General features: G+C 67.0%; 12 protein-coding genes. 10 read left to right on the top strand and 2 right to left on the bottom strand.

What is annotated here, in order from left to right:
- Positions 1-48: 48 nt before the first annotated feature.
- Both AC5P7S_RS04030 and AC5P7S_RS04025 read right to left on the bottom strand, forming a co-directional pair.
- The gene (locus tag AC5P7S_RS04030; RefSeq protein ID WP_095377729.1) at positions 49-2421 is read right to left on the bottom strand and encodes a 3-hydroxyacyl-CoA dehydrogenase/enoyl-CoA hydratase family protein; all 2373 of its coding nucleotides are present in this window, start codon (positions 2419-2421) and stop codon (positions 49-51) included.
- Positions 2422-2460: 39 nt separating this feature from the next.
- Positions 2461-3114 (bottom strand): TetR/AcrR family transcriptional regulator, encoded by a 654-nt coding sequence (locus AC5P7S_RS04025; RefSeq protein ID WP_005416238.1) that lies wholly within the window; start codon positions 3112-3114, stop codon positions 2461-2463.
- Between the two features lie 361 nt (positions 3115-3475).
- On the opposite strand from AC5P7S_RS04025, the gene ndk reads away from it, so the two are divergent.
- The 10 genes from ndk (at position 3476) to folD (ending at position 14727) form a co-directional block, all read left to right on the top strand.
- Positions 3476-3901: a nucleoside-diphosphate kinase gene (gene ndk / locus AC5P7S_RS04020; protein WP_005409295.1), complete on the top strand. Its 426-nt coding sequence runs from the start codon at positions 3476-3478 to the stop codon at positions 3899-3901.
- Between the two features lie 10 nt (positions 3902-3911).
- Entirely contained in the window at positions 3912-5117 is a 1206-nt protein-coding gene (rlmN, locus tag AC5P7S_RS04015) for a dual-specificity RNA methyltransferase RlmN (RefSeq protein WP_005409296.1), read from the top strand.
- Entirely contained in the window at positions 5104-5889 is a 786-nt protein-coding gene (gene pilW, locus AC5P7S_RS04010) for a type IV pilus biogenesis/stability protein PilW (RefSeq protein WP_005416239.1), read from the top strand. Before rlmN ends, pilW begins: the two co-directional genes overlap by 14 nt.
- Positions 5890-5907: 18 nt before the next feature.
- Positions 5908-6777 (top strand): RodZ domain-containing protein, encoded by an 870-nt coding sequence (locus tag AC5P7S_RS04005; protein ID WP_069139967.1) that lies wholly within the window; start codon positions 5908-5910, stop codon positions 6775-6777.
- A gap of 65 nt (positions 6778-6842) precedes the next feature.
- Positions 6843-7481: a YfgM family protein gene (locus tag AC5P7S_RS04000; RefSeq protein WP_005416242.1), complete on the top strand. Its 639-nt coding sequence runs from the start codon at positions 6843-6845 to the stop codon at positions 7479-7481.
- On the top strand, positions 7481-8689 hold the full coding sequence (gene bamB / locus AC5P7S_RS03995) for an outer membrane protein assembly factor BamB (RefSeq protein ID WP_005416243.1): 1209 nt from the start codon (positions 7481-7483) through the stop codon (positions 8687-8689). The genes AC5P7S_RS04000 and bamB overlap by 1 nt, the downstream gene beginning before the upstream one ends.
- A gap of 18 nt (positions 8690-8707) precedes the next feature.
- Positions 8708-10105 (top strand): ribosome biogenesis GTPase Der, encoded by a 1398-nt coding sequence (der, locus tag AC5P7S_RS03990; RefSeq protein WP_005413118.1) that lies wholly within the window; start codon positions 8708-8710, stop codon positions 10103-10105.
- A 185-nt stretch (positions 10106-10290) separates the two neighbouring features.
- On the top strand, positions 10291-11427 hold the full coding sequence (moeB, locus tag AC5P7S_RS03985) for a molybdopterin-synthase adenylyltransferase MoeB (protein WP_095377728.1): 1137 nt from the start codon (positions 10291-10293) through the stop codon (positions 11425-11427).
- 211 nt (positions 11428-11638) lie between these two features.
- The gene (locus AC5P7S_RS03980) at positions 11639-13471 is read left to right on the top strand and encodes a monovalent cation:proton antiporter-2 (CPA2) family protein (protein ID WP_095377727.1); all 1833 of its coding nucleotides are present in this window, start codon (positions 11639-11641) and stop codon (positions 13469-13471) included.
- A 377-nt stretch (positions 13472-13848) separates the two neighbouring features.
- Positions 13849-14727 (top strand): bifunctional methylenetetrahydrofolate dehydrogenase/methenyltetrahydrofolate cyclohydrolase FolD, encoded by an 879-nt coding sequence (gene folD / locus AC5P7S_RS03975; protein WP_049402332.1) that lies wholly within the window; start codon positions 13849-13851, stop codon positions 14725-14727.
- The last annotated feature ends 275 nt before the right edge of the window (positions 14728-15002 follow it).

Raw genomic sequence — 15002 nt, 5'->3', positions numbered from 1 at the left:
GGTTGGAAGAGGTTGCCGGCCAGCGGCCGGCACTACCGATGCCTTCCGTCAGTTCCGCAGCGGCTTGCCGGTCTTCAGCATGTGCGCGATGCGGGCCTGGGTCTTCTCCTGCTGGGCCAGTTCGACGAAGTGCTTGCGCTCCAGGGTCAGCAGCCACTCTTCGTCCACCAGGGTGCCGCGATCGACCTTGCCGCCGCACAGCACGGTGGCGATGCGCTCAGCAATCTCGTAGTCGTACGGGCTGATGAAGCGGCCTTCCAGCATGTTGACCAGCATCATCTTGAAGGTGGCGATGCCCACGTCACCGGCGACCTGGATGCGGCGTGCCGGCAGCGGCGGACGGTAGCCCGCTTCGGCCAGGGCGCGTGCTTCGGCCTTGGCGATGTGCAGGGCCTCGTAGCTGTTGAACACCACCTTGTCGGTGCTGCGCAGCAGGCCCAGTTCCTTGGCGTTGACCGCCGAGTTGGAGACCTTGGCCATCGCCACGGTCTCGAAGGTCTTCTTCAGTTCGGCGAACACGTCGCCACCCGGGCCCGCAGCCTGCGAGGCGCGCACCGCCAGTTCCTTCAGGCCGCCACCGGCCGGCAGCAGGCCGACACCGGCCTCGACCAGGCCGATGTAGCTTTCCAGGAAGGCCACGGTCTTGGCGCTGTGCATCTGGAACTCGCAGCCACCACCCAGCGCCAGGCCACGCACGGCGGCAACCACCGGCACCAGCGAGTACTTGATGCGCTGGCTGGTGCGCTGGAAGTTGGCAACCATTTCTTCGAACTGTTCGACCTTGCCGGCCTGCAGCAGGCCCAGTGCACCGGCCAGATCGGCACCGGCAGAGAAGGGCTCCTTCTGCTGCCAGATCACCAGGCCCTGGAAGTCCTTCTCGGCGCGGCTGACGCATTCCTGCAGGCCGTCCAGCACCTGGTCGGACACGGTGTTCATCTTGGTCTTGAAGCTGACCACGGCAATGCCATCACCGTCGTGCCACATGCGCAGGCCGTCGTTCTCGAACACGGTCTCGCCCGGCGCGAACTTCTCGCCCAACAGCGGATCCGGGAAGCGCTGGCGCTGGTACACCGGCAGCGACGAACGCGGCAGCTTGGCGTTGCGCGACGGGCTGTAGCTGCCCTCTGCGGCGTGCACGCCATCGCGGCCATCGAACACCCAGTCCGGCAGCGGTGCGTTGCTCATGCTCTTGCCGGCCACGATGTCATCGGCGATCCACTGCGCGACCTGCTTCCAGCCGGCGGCCTGCCAGGTCTCGAACGGGCCCAGCGACCAGCCGTAGCCCCAGCGGATGGCCAGGTCGACGTCGCGCGCGGTCTCGGCGATGTCGGCCAGGTGGTAGGCGCTGTAGTGGAACAGATCGCGGAAGGTCGCCCACAGGAACTGCGCCTGCGGGTGCTGGCTCTCGCGCAGCTTGGCGAACTTCTCGGCCGGATTTTTGATCTTCAGGATCTCGACCACTTCCGGCGCGGCAGCGCGATCAGCCGGGCGGTAGTCCTGCTTCTCCAGGTCCAGTACGACGATGTCCTTGCCGACCTTGCGGAAGATGCCGGCGCCGGTCTTCTGGCCCAGCGCGCCCTTGGAAATCAGCGCATCCAGCCACTTCGGCGACTTGAAGAACTCATGCCACGGATCATTCGGCAGGGTGTCGCCCATCGTCTTGATGACGTGCGCCATGGTGTCCAGGCCGACCACGTCGGAGGTGCGGTAGGTGGCCGACTTCGGGCGGCCGACCAGCGGGCCGGTCAGGCCGTCCACTTCATCGAAGCCCAGGCCGAACTGCTGGGTGTGGTGGATGGTCGACAGGATCGAGAACACGCCGATGCGGTTGCCGATGAAGTTCGGGGTGTCCTTGGCGTACACCACGCCCTTGCCCAGGGTGGTGACCAGGAATGCTTCCAGGCCTTCCAGCACGGCGGCGTCGGTGGTGGTGGCCGGGATCAGTTCGGCCAGGTGCATGTAGCGCGGCGGGTTGAAGAAGTGCACGCCGCAGAAGCGGTGACGCAGCTGCTCGGGCAGCACGTCGGCCAGCTTGTTGATGCCCAGGCCGGAGGTGTTGGAGGCCAGCACCGCGTGGTCGGCCACGAACGGGGCGATCTTCTTGTACAGGTCCTGCTTCCAGTCCATGCGCTCGGCGATGGCCTCGATGATCAGGTCGCAGTCCTTCAGCTGCTCCAGGCCGGAGTCGTAGTTGGCCGGGGTGATGGCTTCGGCCAGCGACTTGCTGGCCAGCGGCGCCGGGCTCAGCTTGCCCAGGTTGGCGATCGCCTTCAGCACGATGCCGTCGGCCGGACCTTCCTTGGCGGGCAGGTCGAACAGCACGGTGTCGACGCCGGCGTTGGTGAGGTGGGCGGCGATCTGGGCACCCATGACGCCGGCACCCAGCACGGCGGCGCGGCGGACTAGCAGGGAATTGGACATGGTGTAGGGCCTTTGTTGGTCAGCAGTTACTGGGTGGAATCAAACGGAAGCGGGCAGGGCGCTGGCGCGTGCGGCGGCGCGGAACCCGGCTTCGGCGAAATGGATCAGTTCGTGGGCGGCATGGGCACGATGCGCCGCTTCGGTGACACCGGCGGGACGCTTGATCAGCCCGAAATCGGCCATGGCATAGGTGAGCGAGCCGGCAAGGAAGTCCAGGCGCCAGTACAGCTCTTCCTTGCTCAGGTCCGGCACGCACTCGCCGATGGCCTTGCCGAACGCACGCAGCACGTGGCCGTAGTGGTCGGACAGGAACTTGCGCAGGTTGTCGTTCTTCTCGGCGTAGGCGCGGGCGATCACGCGCACGAAGGCGCCGCCGTTCTGGCGGTCCTGGGCCAGCGCCAGCGCCGGCTCGACGAAGGCGGCCAGCACCGGGCGCAGTTCGCCCGGGTGCTCGGCGCGGGCACGTTCTAGCTGTGACAGGCGGGCGCCGGTCATCTCGTCCATGCGGCGGCGGAACACCTCGTTGACCAGGTTTTCCTTGGAGCCGAAGTGGTAGTTGACCGCAGCGATGTTGACATCGGCCTGGCTGGTCACCTGGCGCAGCGAGGTGCCGGCGAAGCCGTGCTGGGCGAACAGCTCCTCGGCCGCGCCGAGGATCCGGTCCTTGGTCGAGAAGTGGGCGGGTTTGGCCATCGGCGGGCGGACCTTAATCAAACGATTGTTTGATACTAGGACCAGACGGTAGCGTATGGCATTTTGCAGTGCAGCAAAAATGACTCGGACGGTCAGAATCCGCTCAGCTGGGTGAATGGGGTAGGGGTCGGATCCCCGCAGGGGCTCCGACCCCGACGCTGGGCCCGGAATGGGGTCAGAGCCCCTGCGGGGATCTGACCCCTGCCGTGAGGGTTTGCCGGCCAGCGGTCGGCACTACCATGCCGCGGCTTTATCTTTTACAATTCGCCTACGTTTATCAGGCTAAGCCCGCGTCCCGACGCGGGTTTTTTTCATGTTACCCTTCGGGCCATCAGCGGCCCGATTCCATTGGAGACATCCCATGGCGCTGGAGCGCACCCTTTCGATCATCAAGCCGGACGCCGTTGCCAAGAACGTCATCGGCGAAATCTACGCCCGCTTCGAGAAGGCCGGCCTGAAGGTCGTGGCCGCCAAGTACAAGCAGCTGTCCCGTCGTGAAGCCGAAGGCTTCTACGCCGTGCACCGCGAGCGTCCGTTCTTCAACGCGCTGGTCGAGTTCATGATCTCCGGCCCGGTGATGATCCAGGCCCTGGAAGGCGAGAACGCCGTCCTGGCCCACCGCGACCTGCTGGGCGCCACCAACCCGAAGGAAGCCGCGCCGGGCACCATCCGCGCCGACTTCGCCGAATCCATCGATGCCAACGCCGCCCACGGCTCGGACTCGGTCGAGAATGCCGCGATTGAGATCGCCTACTTCTTCGCCGCCACCGAAGTCGTCTCGCGCTGAGAGTAATGCCGTGAACGAGGTCGTACAGTCCCCCGCCATCCAGCCGCTGCCGAAGTCGGCACCCACGGCTGGCAAGCAGAACCTGCTCGACCTTGATCGCGCGGGCCTGGAGAAGTTTTTCGTCGAGGTTCTCGGCGAGAAGAAGTTCCGTGCCCATCAGGTGATGAAGTGGATCCACCATCGCTACGTCACCGATTTCGATGAAATGACCGACCTCGGCAAGGTCCTGCGCGCCAAGCTGCAGGCCCATGCCGAGGTGCTGGTTCCCAACATCGTGTTCGACAAGCCCTCCGCCGACGGTACCCACAAGTGGCTGCTGGCGATGGGCGTGGATGGCAAGAACGCCATCGAGACCGTGTACATCCCGGACAAGACCCGCGGCACGCTGTGCGTGTCCTCGCAGGTCGGTTGCGGCCTGAACTGCACGTTCTGCTCCACCGCCACCCAGGGCTTCAACCGCAACCTGACCACCGCCGAGATCATCGGCCAGGTGTGGGTTGCCGCACGCCACCTGGGCAACGTGCCGCACCAGATGCGCCGCCTCACCAACGTGGTGATGATGGGCATGGGCGAGCCGCTGATGAATTTCGACAACGTCGTGCGCGCCATGAGCGTGATGCGCGACGACCTGGGCTACGGCCTGGCCAACAAGCGCGTGACCCTGTCGACCTCTGGCCTGGTGCCGCAGATCGACCGCCTGTCTGCCGAAAGCGACGTGTCGCTGGCGGTGTCGCTGCATGCGCCGAACGACGCGCTGCGCGAGACGCTGGTGCCGCTCAACAAGAAGTACCCGATCGCCGAGCTGATGGCCTCGTGCGCACGCTACCTGCGCGCCAACAAGCGCCGCGAGTCGGTCACCTTTGAATACACCCTGATGAAGGGCATCAACGACAAGCCCGAGCATGCCCGCGAGCTGGCCCGCCTGATGCGCCAGTTCGACAACGCGGTGCAGGCCAAGGATTCGGGCAAGGTCAACCTGATCCCGTTCAACCCGTTCCCGGGCACCCGCTACGAGCGTTCGGAAGAAGCGCACATCCGTGCCTTCCAGAAGATCCTGCTCGACAGCAACGTGCTGACCATGGTCCGCCGCACCCGTGGCGACGACATCGACGCCGCCTGTGGCCAGCTCAAGGGCCAGGTGATGGACCGCACCCGCCGCCAGGCGGAGTTCAACAAGACGCTGCAGGCGGGGAAGGGGAGCGATGCCGCGGCCTGACCGCCTCTGGCTGGTTCTGTTCGCAGGCATGCTGGCCGTTGCGGTCGGCGGCTGCAAATCCCATCCCAAGGCCAAGCTCGGGCCGAGCCAGGCGCCGGTCTATTCGGTGGCTGACCCGGAAAGCGTGCGGCGCGAAGTGCGCTGGCGCGACCTGTTGACCCTGGCGACCCGTGACCTGCAGGTCGGCAATCTCGACGCCGCCGAGCGCAAGGTGCGCGAAGCGCTGAAGCTGGCGCCCGAGGCGCCCGATGCGCTGGTGCTGCAGGCTGGCATCGATGACCGTCGTGGCCGCACCCGCCAGGCGGGCGAGAATTTCCGCAAGGCCGCCGAGCTGGCGCCGCAGCGCGGGGACGTGCTCAACAACTACGGTGCCTGGTTGTGCCAGCAGGGCCAGCCGGCCGAATCGCTGGTCTGGTTCGACCGGGCGCTGCAGGCGCCGGGCTATGCCACCCCGGGCGAAGCGCAGGCCAATGCCGGCAGCTGCGCACTGGACGCTGGGCAGCTCGAACGTGCCGAGCGCGACCTGCGCGCGGCACTCGTCGCGGCGCCGGCCAACCCGGTTGCGCTGGAGTCGATGGCCCAGCTGAGCTTCCGCCAGGGCCGCTACATGGAGGCCCGGGCGTTCGCCGAACGTAGGATTGCGGCTGCACCCGCAACGCGTTCCGTGTTACAACTTGCGTCTCAAATCGAAGTGAAGCTGGGCGATCGGGCGGCATCTGATCGTTATCTGCAGCGGATTCGACAGGAATTTCCGCAGGAAGCGGGCTCCTAACTCCAGGGTTGATGCATTGTGATTGATGACCAGACTGTGAGCGCTCTCGAGACTGCGGCCGGCTGCGGCACCCGCCTGCGCCAGGCCCGTGAAGCGGCCGGACTGACCCTCGAAGATGTCGGCTCGCGCCTGCGCATGCCGGTCCAGGTGGTCAAGTCGCTGGAAGAGGAACAATGGCAGAAGCTGGGGGCGCCGGTGTTCGTGCGCGGCCAGCTGCGCAGCTATGCACGCCTGCTCGACGTGGACGTGGGCGAGCTGCTGGAACAGGCCCAGGTCGGCCCGGTGGTTCCGCCCACCTTGGTCAGCCATACCCATACCCCCCGTGCGCGCCGCATTGCCGAGAATCTCGGTCGGCGCGTGCTGTATGTCGGCATCACCGCCGTGCTGGCGGTGCCGGTGTGGTTCGCCACCCGTGGCCACTTCGACGGCAGCGCGACCCCGTCGCCGAGCACCGCCTCGCTGGACGTGATCCCGGCCGCCGTGCCGGTCACGCCGTCCGCAGCCGGTAGCGAGATGGCCGCCCCGGCCGAAGCGACCACGGCCCCGGCCAGCAAGCCGGCGGCCACCCCTTACGTCGCCTCGCTGGCCCCGGTGCCGCGCCCGGCGCCGGCCCCGGCTGCCGGCAATGCGCTGGAAATGCAGTTCAGCGGCGACAGCTGGGTCGACATCGGCGGCCCGGACGGCAGCACCGTCGAGAAGGCACTGATCAAGTCCGGCGAGACCCGCAGCTTCACGCCGGGCCAGGTGACCCGGGTGACCCTGGGCAACGCCTCGGCGGTCCAGGTTCAGCAGAACGGCGCTATCGTCGATCTGACCCCCTACCAGCGAGCCAACGTGGCACGCTTTCAGGTATCCTCTGAAGGCTCCGTAGTCCCGGTTTCGCACTGAGGCGCGGTTTCACCACCTTCGATTAAACCCAATGGTCCCTCCCGACGGGCGGGGCGAGAGTACGCATGGCGATCGACGATCTGCTCGACGAGCACGAACAAAGTGAACGCGTCCGCAGCTGGCTGCGGAAGAATGGCGCCAGCATCCTCGGTGGCGTAGTCATCGCCATCGGTGCCATTGCCGGCTGGCAGTGGTACCAGAAGGAGCAGGGCAGCAAGCTGGCCTCGGCCAATGTCGAGTACCAGAAGGCCCTGCAGGGCCTGCAGCAGAACAAGCTTGACGACGCCGCCAAGGCGGTCAAGGCGCTCGAAGCCGGCCCGTCCAGCATCTACGGCGACCTCGCGGCGCTGCAGCTGGCCAAGGCCCAGGTCGACGCCGGCAAGAACGAAGAGGCACTGGCCACCCTGCGCAACGTGAAGGTCGAAGGCGACCTGCAGCGCGTGGTCGACCAGCGTGTGGCCCGCCTGCTGGTGGCCACCGGCAAGAGCGACGAGGCCATCAAGCTGCTGGGCAGCGCCACCGACAGCAGCAGCCTGGAAATCCATGGCGATGCGCTGATGGCGCAGGGCAAGCGCGATGAGGCCCGTGCACAGTACGAGAAGGCGCTGAAGACGCTGGACGTGGCAGCGCCGCAGCGGCGCCTGCTGGAAACCAAGGTTATGGACGCCGGCGGCACCGTTGCCGCCCCTGCGGAGTCGGTTTGATGAGTCAGAAGGTCATGATCACCCGCGTCGCCACCGTGCTCCTGATGGGCATGGCCCTGACCGGCTGCGGCACCATGAAGGGCTGGTTCGCTGGCAAGGACGCGGCGGCGAAGAAGGCACAGGAACCGGCTGAGCTGGTCAAGTTCGAGCCGACCGTGAAGGTCAGCAAGATCTGGTCGGTCAACCTCGGCAAGGGCGAGCGTCGCATCGGTGTGCGCCAGGGCCCGGCGGTGGCCAACGGCCACGTGTTCGCTGCGGCGATCACCGGTGGCGTGCACGCCATCGACCTGCAGACCGGCAAGAAGGTCTGGACCTGGGAGCCGAAGAAGGAAAAGAAGAAGGCCAAGCTGCGCTTGTCCGGCGGCCCGGGTGTCGGTGAGAACCTGGTCGTGATCGGCACGCTGGACGGTCAGGTCATCGCGCTGGACATCAACGACGGCAGCGAGAAGTGGCGCGCCCGTGTTCCGGGTGAAGTGATCGCCGCGCCGGCCGTTGCCCAGGGCATGGTCTACGTGCGCAGCAACGACGGTCGTGTGACCGCCTTCGATGTCGGCAACGGCACCCAGAAGTGGTTCAACCCGAGCGAGCTGCCGGCGCTGACCGTGCGCGGCAACGCGCCGGTGGTGACCGGCCCGGGTGTGCTGTTCATCGGCAAGGACGAGGGCGCGGTTGCGGCCCTGGCCCAGCAGGATGGCCGCACGCTGTGGGAACAGAACCTCGGCAACGGCGAAGGCCGCACCGAGCTGGAGCGCATGGCGGACGTCGACGGCGCACCGGTGCTCGACGGCAACACCCTGTACGTGAGCAGCTTCAAGAACCAGACCATGGCCATCGAAGGCCCGACCGGTCGCCCGCTGTGGGCGCGCGACCATGGCGGCGCCGGTGGGGTGGCGGTATCGTCGGGCAATGTGTTCGTGACCGACAACAAGGGCGGCGTGTTCGGCCTGGACAAGGCCAGCGGCGCAGCCATGTGGTCGCAGACGGCACTGGCCCGTCGCTCCCTGACCGGCCCGGCACTGCACGGCGACTACGTGGTGGTCGGTGACTACAAGGGATATGTGCACTGGTTGCAGGCCTCCGATGGTGCGATGGCGGCACGGGCAAAGAGTGGCGGTGACGCCCTGCTGGCCCAGCCGGTCGTCGTCGACGGGGTGCTGCTGGTGCAGAACGTGGATGGCAAGCTGACCGCCTTCCGGTTGGCAAACTAAAAAATTGGAGTAATCGCGATGCTGCCTCTGGTCGCCCTGGTTGGACGGCCGAATGTCGGCAAGTCGACTATTTTCAATGCGCTTACGCGCACCCGTGACGCGCTGGTCCATGACCAGCCCGGCGTCACCCGCGACCGCAACTACGGTGTCTGCCGCCTCGACGAGGACAACCATTTCCTCGTCGTGGATACCGGTGGTATCGCCGGGGAAGACGAAGGCCTGGCCGGCGCCACCACGCGCCAGGCCCGTGCGGCCGCAGCCGAAGCCGACCTGATCCTGTTCGTCGTCGATGCCCGCGAGGGCACCTCGGCGCTGGACGACGAGATCCTGGCCTGGCTGCGCAAGCTGTCGCGCCCGACGCTGCTGCTGATCAACAAGATCGACGGCACCGACGAGGACAGCGTGCGTTCCGAGTTCGCCCGTTATGGCTTCGGCGAGATGCTGACCGTCTCGGCCGCGCATCGCCAGGGCCTGGACGACCTGCTGGACGAAGTGATCCAGCGCCTGCCGGAAGAAGGCAGCGGCGAAGAGCTGGACAACGACCCGAACCGCATCCGCATCGCCTTCGTCGGCCGCCCGAACGTGGGCAAGTCGACCCTGGTCAATCGCATCCTGGGCGAGGAGCGCATGATCGCCTCCGACGTGCCGGGTACCACCCGCGACTCGATCGCGGTGGACCTGGAGCGCGACGGCCGTGAGTACCGCCTGATCGACACCGCCGGCCTGCGCCGTCGTTCGCGCGTGGATGAGGTTGTCGAGAAGTTCTCGGTGGTCAAGACCATGCAGTCGATCGAGCAGTGCCAGGTGGCCGTGCTGATGCTCGACGCCACCGAAGGCGTGACCGACCAGGACGCCACCGTGCTCGGTGCCGTGCTCGATGCCGGCCGCGCGCTGGTGATCGCCATCAACAAGTGGGATGGCCTGACCGAGTACCAGCGCGAGCAGGCGGAAACCATGCTGTCGCTGAAGCTGGGCTTCGTGCCGTGGGCCGAATCGGTGCGCATCTCGGCCAAGCACGGCTCGGGCCTGCGTGAGCTGTTCCGTGCGGTGCATCGTGCGCACGAATCGGCGAACAAGACCTTCACCACCAGCGAAGTGAACAAGGCGCTGGAAGTGGCTTACGAGACCAATCCGCCGCCGACCATCCGCGGCCATGTCTCCAAGCTGCGTTACGTGCATCCGGCCGGTTCCAACCCGCCGACCTTCATCGTGCACGGTACGCGCCTGAAGGAACTGCAGGAGTCGTACAAGCGCTACCTGGAGAACTTCTTCCGCAAGCGCTTCAAGCTGATCGGCACGCCGGTGAGCTTCATCTTCCGCGAGGGTACCAACCCGTACGAGGGCAAGAAGAACGTCCTCACCGAGCGGCAGGTCAAGGCCAAGCGGCGCTTGATGAAGCACGTCAAGGGCAAGTGATTCACGAAAAAGGCGGCCGCAGGGCCGCCTTTTTTGTTCGCGCCCCTACCGGTAGTGCCGGCCGCTGGCCGGCAACCTCGGGTCGTCCGGTGCGTTCATGGCCATGCCGGCCAGCGGCCGGCACTACCCCATGTTTGCAGGTATCGGTCAAGGCGGCTTGCCGCCGCGTGCGCGATAATGCGGCCATGAGCATCCAAGAGCTTTCCCCCGCGCAGGCGTGCGAGCGCCTGGCCCACGGCGCCGTGCTGATCGATGTGCGCGAGGCGCATGAACGGGCCGGCGGGATGGCCGAGGGCGCGCGCGGCGTGGCCAAGGGCGAGCTGCATGCCGACCCGGCCGCGCATCTGCCGCGGCGCGACCAGGAGATCCTGCTGATCTGCCAGAGCGGCAAGCGCTCGGCCGATGCCGTGCAGTTCCTGCTGGAGGCCGGCTACACAAACGTCGCTTCCGTGACGGGCGGTACCGTGGCCTGGCGCGAGCAGTCGCTGCCCTTGGTGCAGCCGCTGGCCAGCGCCGCCGACCGCGACTTCTTTGATCGCTATTCGCGGCACCTGCTGCTGCCGCAGGTGGGCGAAGCCGGCCAGCGCCGGCTGCAGCAAGCGCGCGTGCTGGTACTGGGCGCGGGCGGGCTGGGCGCACCGGCTGGTTTCTACCTGGCAGCGGCTGGGGTAGGGCACCTGCGCTTCGCCGACCACGACCGCGTGGAGCGCAGCAACTTGCATCGGCAGATCGTGCATACCGAAGCCAGCGTCGGCCAGCTCAAGGTCGATTCCGCGCGCGAGCGGCTGCTGGCGTTGAATCCGTCGATCGAGGTCGAGGCGGTGCCGGAGCGGGTGACCTCTGAGAACGTGGATGCGCTGCTCGAGGGCGTGGACGTGGTGCTGGATGGCTCGGACAACTTCCCGCTGCGCTACCTGCTCAACGACGCCTGCATCAAGCACGCCAAACCGCTGGTGTATGCCGCCATCGAGCGCTTTGACGGCCAGGTAAGCGTGTTTGACGCCGGCCGCCAGCGCGGCGTGGCACCTTGCTATCGCTGCCTGTTCCCCGAGCCGCCGCCTCCAGAGTTTGCGCCGAATTGTTCCGAGGCTGGTGTACTGGGCGTGCTGCCTGGCCTGGCCGGCGTGCTGCAGGCCACCGAGGTGCTGAAGCTGCTGCTGGGCATTGGCGAGCCGCTGGTGGGTCGGCTGCTGCGCTTCGATGCGCTGGGCATGCGCTTCCGCGAGACCGGCATCCGGCCGGACCCGCAGTGTCCGGTCTGCGCGCCGGGTGTGCCGTTCCCGGGATATATCGATTACGCCGCGTTCTGCCGGGGTGGGTGAATCGGAGCGTCATCCACGCATGGCGTGGATCTACTGTAGAGCCGAGCCCGTGCTCGGCTGTACAGTCACGTGCATGGTTTCGGGATGATGTTGGGGGTCACTCCCTGCATCGTTCCATCGCCAAGACAATCCGGCGCAACATGCGTGCTATTGCCGTCATCGGCATTGCTCTATTGTTGAACCCGATTCTGGATCTTGGGGAACAGACCGCATGGCGGTAGAAGCAGCGACCAGCGAGCTGGTCAAGGTCGTGGCCCTGTTGGGCGCGGCGGTGGTGATGGTGCCTTTGTTCCGCCGGGCCGGCCTGGGCTCGGTGCTGGGCTACTTCGCCGCTGGCCTGGCGATCGGACCGTTCGGGCTGGGCTGGTTCTCCGACCCGCAGGCGATCCTGCATACCGCCGAACTCGGCGTGGTGATGTTCCTGTTCGTGATCGGCCTGGAAATGCGGCCCTCGCACCTGTGGAGCCTGCGCAAGGAGATCTTCGGGCTGGGCACGCTGCAGATCGTCACCTGTGCGCTGGTGCTGACCAGCATCGCCAAGCTGTTCGGCCTGCCGTGGCAAGTGGCCTTCATCGGCGCCACCGGCTTCGTGCTCACCTCCACCGCGGTGGTGATGCAGCTGCTGGCCGAGCGCGGTGACATCGCGCTGCCGTCGGGGCAGAAGATCGTCTCCATCCTGCTGTTCGAAGACCTGCTGATCGTGCCGTTGCTGGCGCTGGTGGCGTGGATGGCGCCGGGCGCGGGCAGTGCCGATGGCGAGGGCTCGCGCTGGCTGTCGGTGGCGATCGGTGTGGGTGCCATCGTCGGGCTGGTGCTGGTCGGCCGCTTCCTGCTCAACCCGCTGTTCCGCGTGCTGGCCGAATCGAAGGCGCGCGAGGTGATGACCGCCGCCGCGCTGCTGGTGGTGCTGGGCGCGGCGCTGCTGATGCAGCTGTCGGGCCTGTCGATGGCGATGGGCGCGTTCCTGGCCGGCGTGCTGCTGAGCGAATCGACGTTCCGTCACCAGATCGAAGCGGACATCGAGCCGTTCCGCGGCATCCTGCTGGGCCTGTTCTTCCTCAGCGTCGGCATGGCGCTGGACCTGGGTGTGGTGGCCGGCAACTGGCAGCTGATCCTCGGCCTGGTGCTGGCGCTGATGGCGGCCAAGGCGCTGTGCATCTACGTGGTCGCGCGCATTATGGGCAGCGACCACGCGCAGGCGCTGGACCGGGGCGTGCTGATGGCGCAGGGCGGCGAGTTCGCCTTCGTGCTGTTCTCCGCTGCCGCATCGGCCGGGGTGATCAACCTGGAGATCAATGCCAACTTCACCGCCGTGGTGGTGCTGTCGATGGCGCTGACCCCGCTGGTGGTGCTGCTCTACAAGCGCATCGCGCCGAAGCCGACGGTGAACATGGACGGCGTGGACGAGGCCGATGGCCTGTCCGGCAGTGTGCTGCTGATCGGCTTCGGCCGCTTCGGCCAGGTCGCCAGCCAGTCGCTGCTGGCGCGCGACGTGGACGTGACCATCATCGACAACGATGTGGAGATGATCCAGAGCGCGGCGCGCTTCGGTTTCAAGATCTACTACGGCGACGGTACGCGACTGGACGTGCTGCATGCTTCGGGCGCGGCCACCGCACGTGCGATTGCGGTGTGCGTGGACAAGGCCGAGGCGGCTGACCGCATTGTTGAGCTGGTGTCGCACGAGTTCCCGCAGGCCAAGCTGATGGTGCGCTCGTTCGACCGCGAGCATTCGCTGCGGTTGATCCATGCTGGTGTTGATTTCCAGATCCGCGAGACGTTCGAGTCGGCGGTGCTGTTCGGCCAGGCCGCGCTGGTGGAACTGGGTGCGGACGAGGACGATGCGATCGAAATTGCCGAGCAGATCCGTCGCCGCGACGCCGAGCGCTTCGAGCTGGAGATTGCCGGTGGTGGTCTGAATGCCGGCGCCAAGATGGTGTTCGGCAACGCCGGCCAGGGCGTGCCGACGCCGACGCCGTTCACCGCGCCGAAGCGGGCAAGCAAGACGTTGAACCCGCAGGACGTGCCGGAGGAGGAAGAATAAAGCCCGGTAGTGCCGGCCGCTGGCCGGCAAATGTGCAAACGTTCCGACGACATGAGGGTGCCGGCCAGCGGCCGGCACTACCGTGTGGGGAATTGCCGAAGCCGGCGGTCGGTAATGCCGGCCGCTGGCCGGCAGATGCGCGAACGTTACGACGTCATGAGGTTGCCGGCCAGCGGCCGGCACTACCCGGGTTGGGAATTGCCGAAGCCGGTGGTTGGTAGTGCCGGCCGCTGGCCGGCGGATACGGAAACGTTCCGACGTCATGGGGTTGCCGGCCAGCGGCCGGCACAACCGGGTGGGGATTACCCAAGCCGGCGGTGGGCGAGGGGGCCTGAATCGGGGACAATAGCGTCCCCGCCGCCCCACGCCTGCCTCCGATGACCGATTCCGCCCCCCAGCATCCTGCCCGCATCCTTGATGGCCGCCGTATCGCCGAGGACCTGCTCGACAGCCTGAAGGTGCGCGTCGACGCCCGCGTGGCCGCCGGCGGCAGCCGCCCGGGCCTGGCCGTGGTGCTGGTCGGTGGCGACCCGGCTTCGACCGTTTACGTGCGCAACAAGCGCCGTGCCGCCGAGAAGGTCGGCATCGAGGCGCATGACTACGACCTGCCGGCCGGCACCACCGAAGCCGAGCTGCTCGACCTGATCGACCAGCTCAACGCCGATCCGAAGATCAACGGCATCCTGATCCAGCTGCCGCTGCCGGGCATCCCCGACGCGCGCCGGCTGATCCAGCGCATCGACCCGCGCAAGGACGTGGACGGTTTCCACCCGGAAAACGTCGGCCACCTGGCCCTGCGCGAGTTCGGCCTGCGCCCGTGCACCCCGCGCGGCATCACCACGCTGCTGGGCCACACCGACCAGCCGGTGCGTGGCCGCAACGCCACCATCGTGGGCGTGAGCAACCACGTCGGCCGCCCGATGGGCCTGGAGCTGCTGATCGCCGGCTGCACCGTGACCAGCTGCCACAAGTTCACCCCCAAGGACGTACTGGAACAGGCCGTGCGCAACGCTGACATCCTGGTGGTGGCGGTGGGCCGCCCCGGCATCGTGCCGGGCGAGTGGGTGAAGCCGGGCGCGGTGGTGATCGACGTCGGCATCAACCGGTTGGACGACGGCCGCCTGGTGGGCGACGTCGGGTTTGAGGCGGCTGCCCAGCGGGCCAGCTGGATCACCCCGGTGCCGGGTGGCGTGGGCCCGATGACCGTGGCCACGTTGATGCAGAACACCCTGGAAGCGGCAGAAGCGCTGAGCTGACCTCACCTGGGGCTGTTCTCAGGTGCCTGAGGGATAGTGCGGACCAACGGTCCGCACCCACCAAAGGCGCTTCAGGGCTGGCTCGGGTGATCCTCTCAAGGTGGGTGCCGACCGTTGGTCGGCACAATGCCGGTGCACAGGTATATGAAGGCAGTGCGGACCAACGGTCCGCACCCACCAAAGGCGCTTCAGGGCTGGCTCGGGTGATCCTCTCAAGGTGGGTGCCGACCGTTGGTCGGCACAATGCCGGTGCACAGGTATATGAAGGCAGTGCG

The sequence above is a fragment of the Stenotrophomonas sp. YJH_SMC_32 genome, from assembly GCF_059369975.1.
This window is presented reverse-complemented; position numbering and strand designations above follow the sequence as displayed.

Excerpts from the sequence above, each read along its gene's own strand:
- AC5P7S_RS04030 (WP_095377729.1), bottom strand. The coding sequence starts at position 2,421 with ATGTCCAATTCCCTGCTAGTCCGCCGCGCCGCCGTGCTGGGTGCCGGC.
- AC5P7S_RS04025 (WP_005416238.1), bottom strand. The coding sequence starts at position 3,114 with ATGGCCAAACCCGCCCACTTCTCGACCAAGGACCGGATCCTCGGCGCG.
- ndk (WP_005409295.1), top strand. The coding sequence starts at position 3,476 with ATGGCGCTGGAGCGCACCCTTTCGATCATCAAGCCGGACGCCGTTGCC.
- pilW (WP_005416239.1), top strand. The coding sequence starts at position 5,104 with ATGCCGCGGCCTGACCGCCTCTGGCTGGTTCTGTTCGCAGGCATGCTG.
- AC5P7S_RS04000 (WP_005416242.1), top strand. The coding sequence starts at position 6,843 with ATGGCGATCGACGATCTGCTCGACGAGCACGAACAAAGTGAACGCGTC.
- bamB (WP_005416243.1), top strand. The coding sequence starts at position 7,481 with ATGAGTCAGAAGGTCATGATCACCCGCGTCGCCACCGTGCTCCTGATG.
- der (WP_005413118.1), top strand. The coding sequence starts at position 8,708 with ATGCTGCCTCTGGTCGCCCTGGTTGGACGGCCGAATGTCGGCAAGTCG.
- moeB (WP_095377728.1), top strand. The coding sequence starts at position 10,291 with ATGAGCATCCAAGAGCTTTCCCCCGCGCAGGCGTGCGAGCGCCTGGCC.
- AC5P7S_RS03980 (WP_095377727.1), top strand. The coding sequence starts at position 11,639 with ATGGCGGTAGAAGCAGCGACCAGCGAGCTGGTCAAGGTCGTGGCCCTG.
- folD (WP_049402332.1), top strand. The coding sequence starts at position 13,849 with ATGACCGATTCCGCCCCCCAGCATCCTGCCCGCATCCTTGATGGCCGC.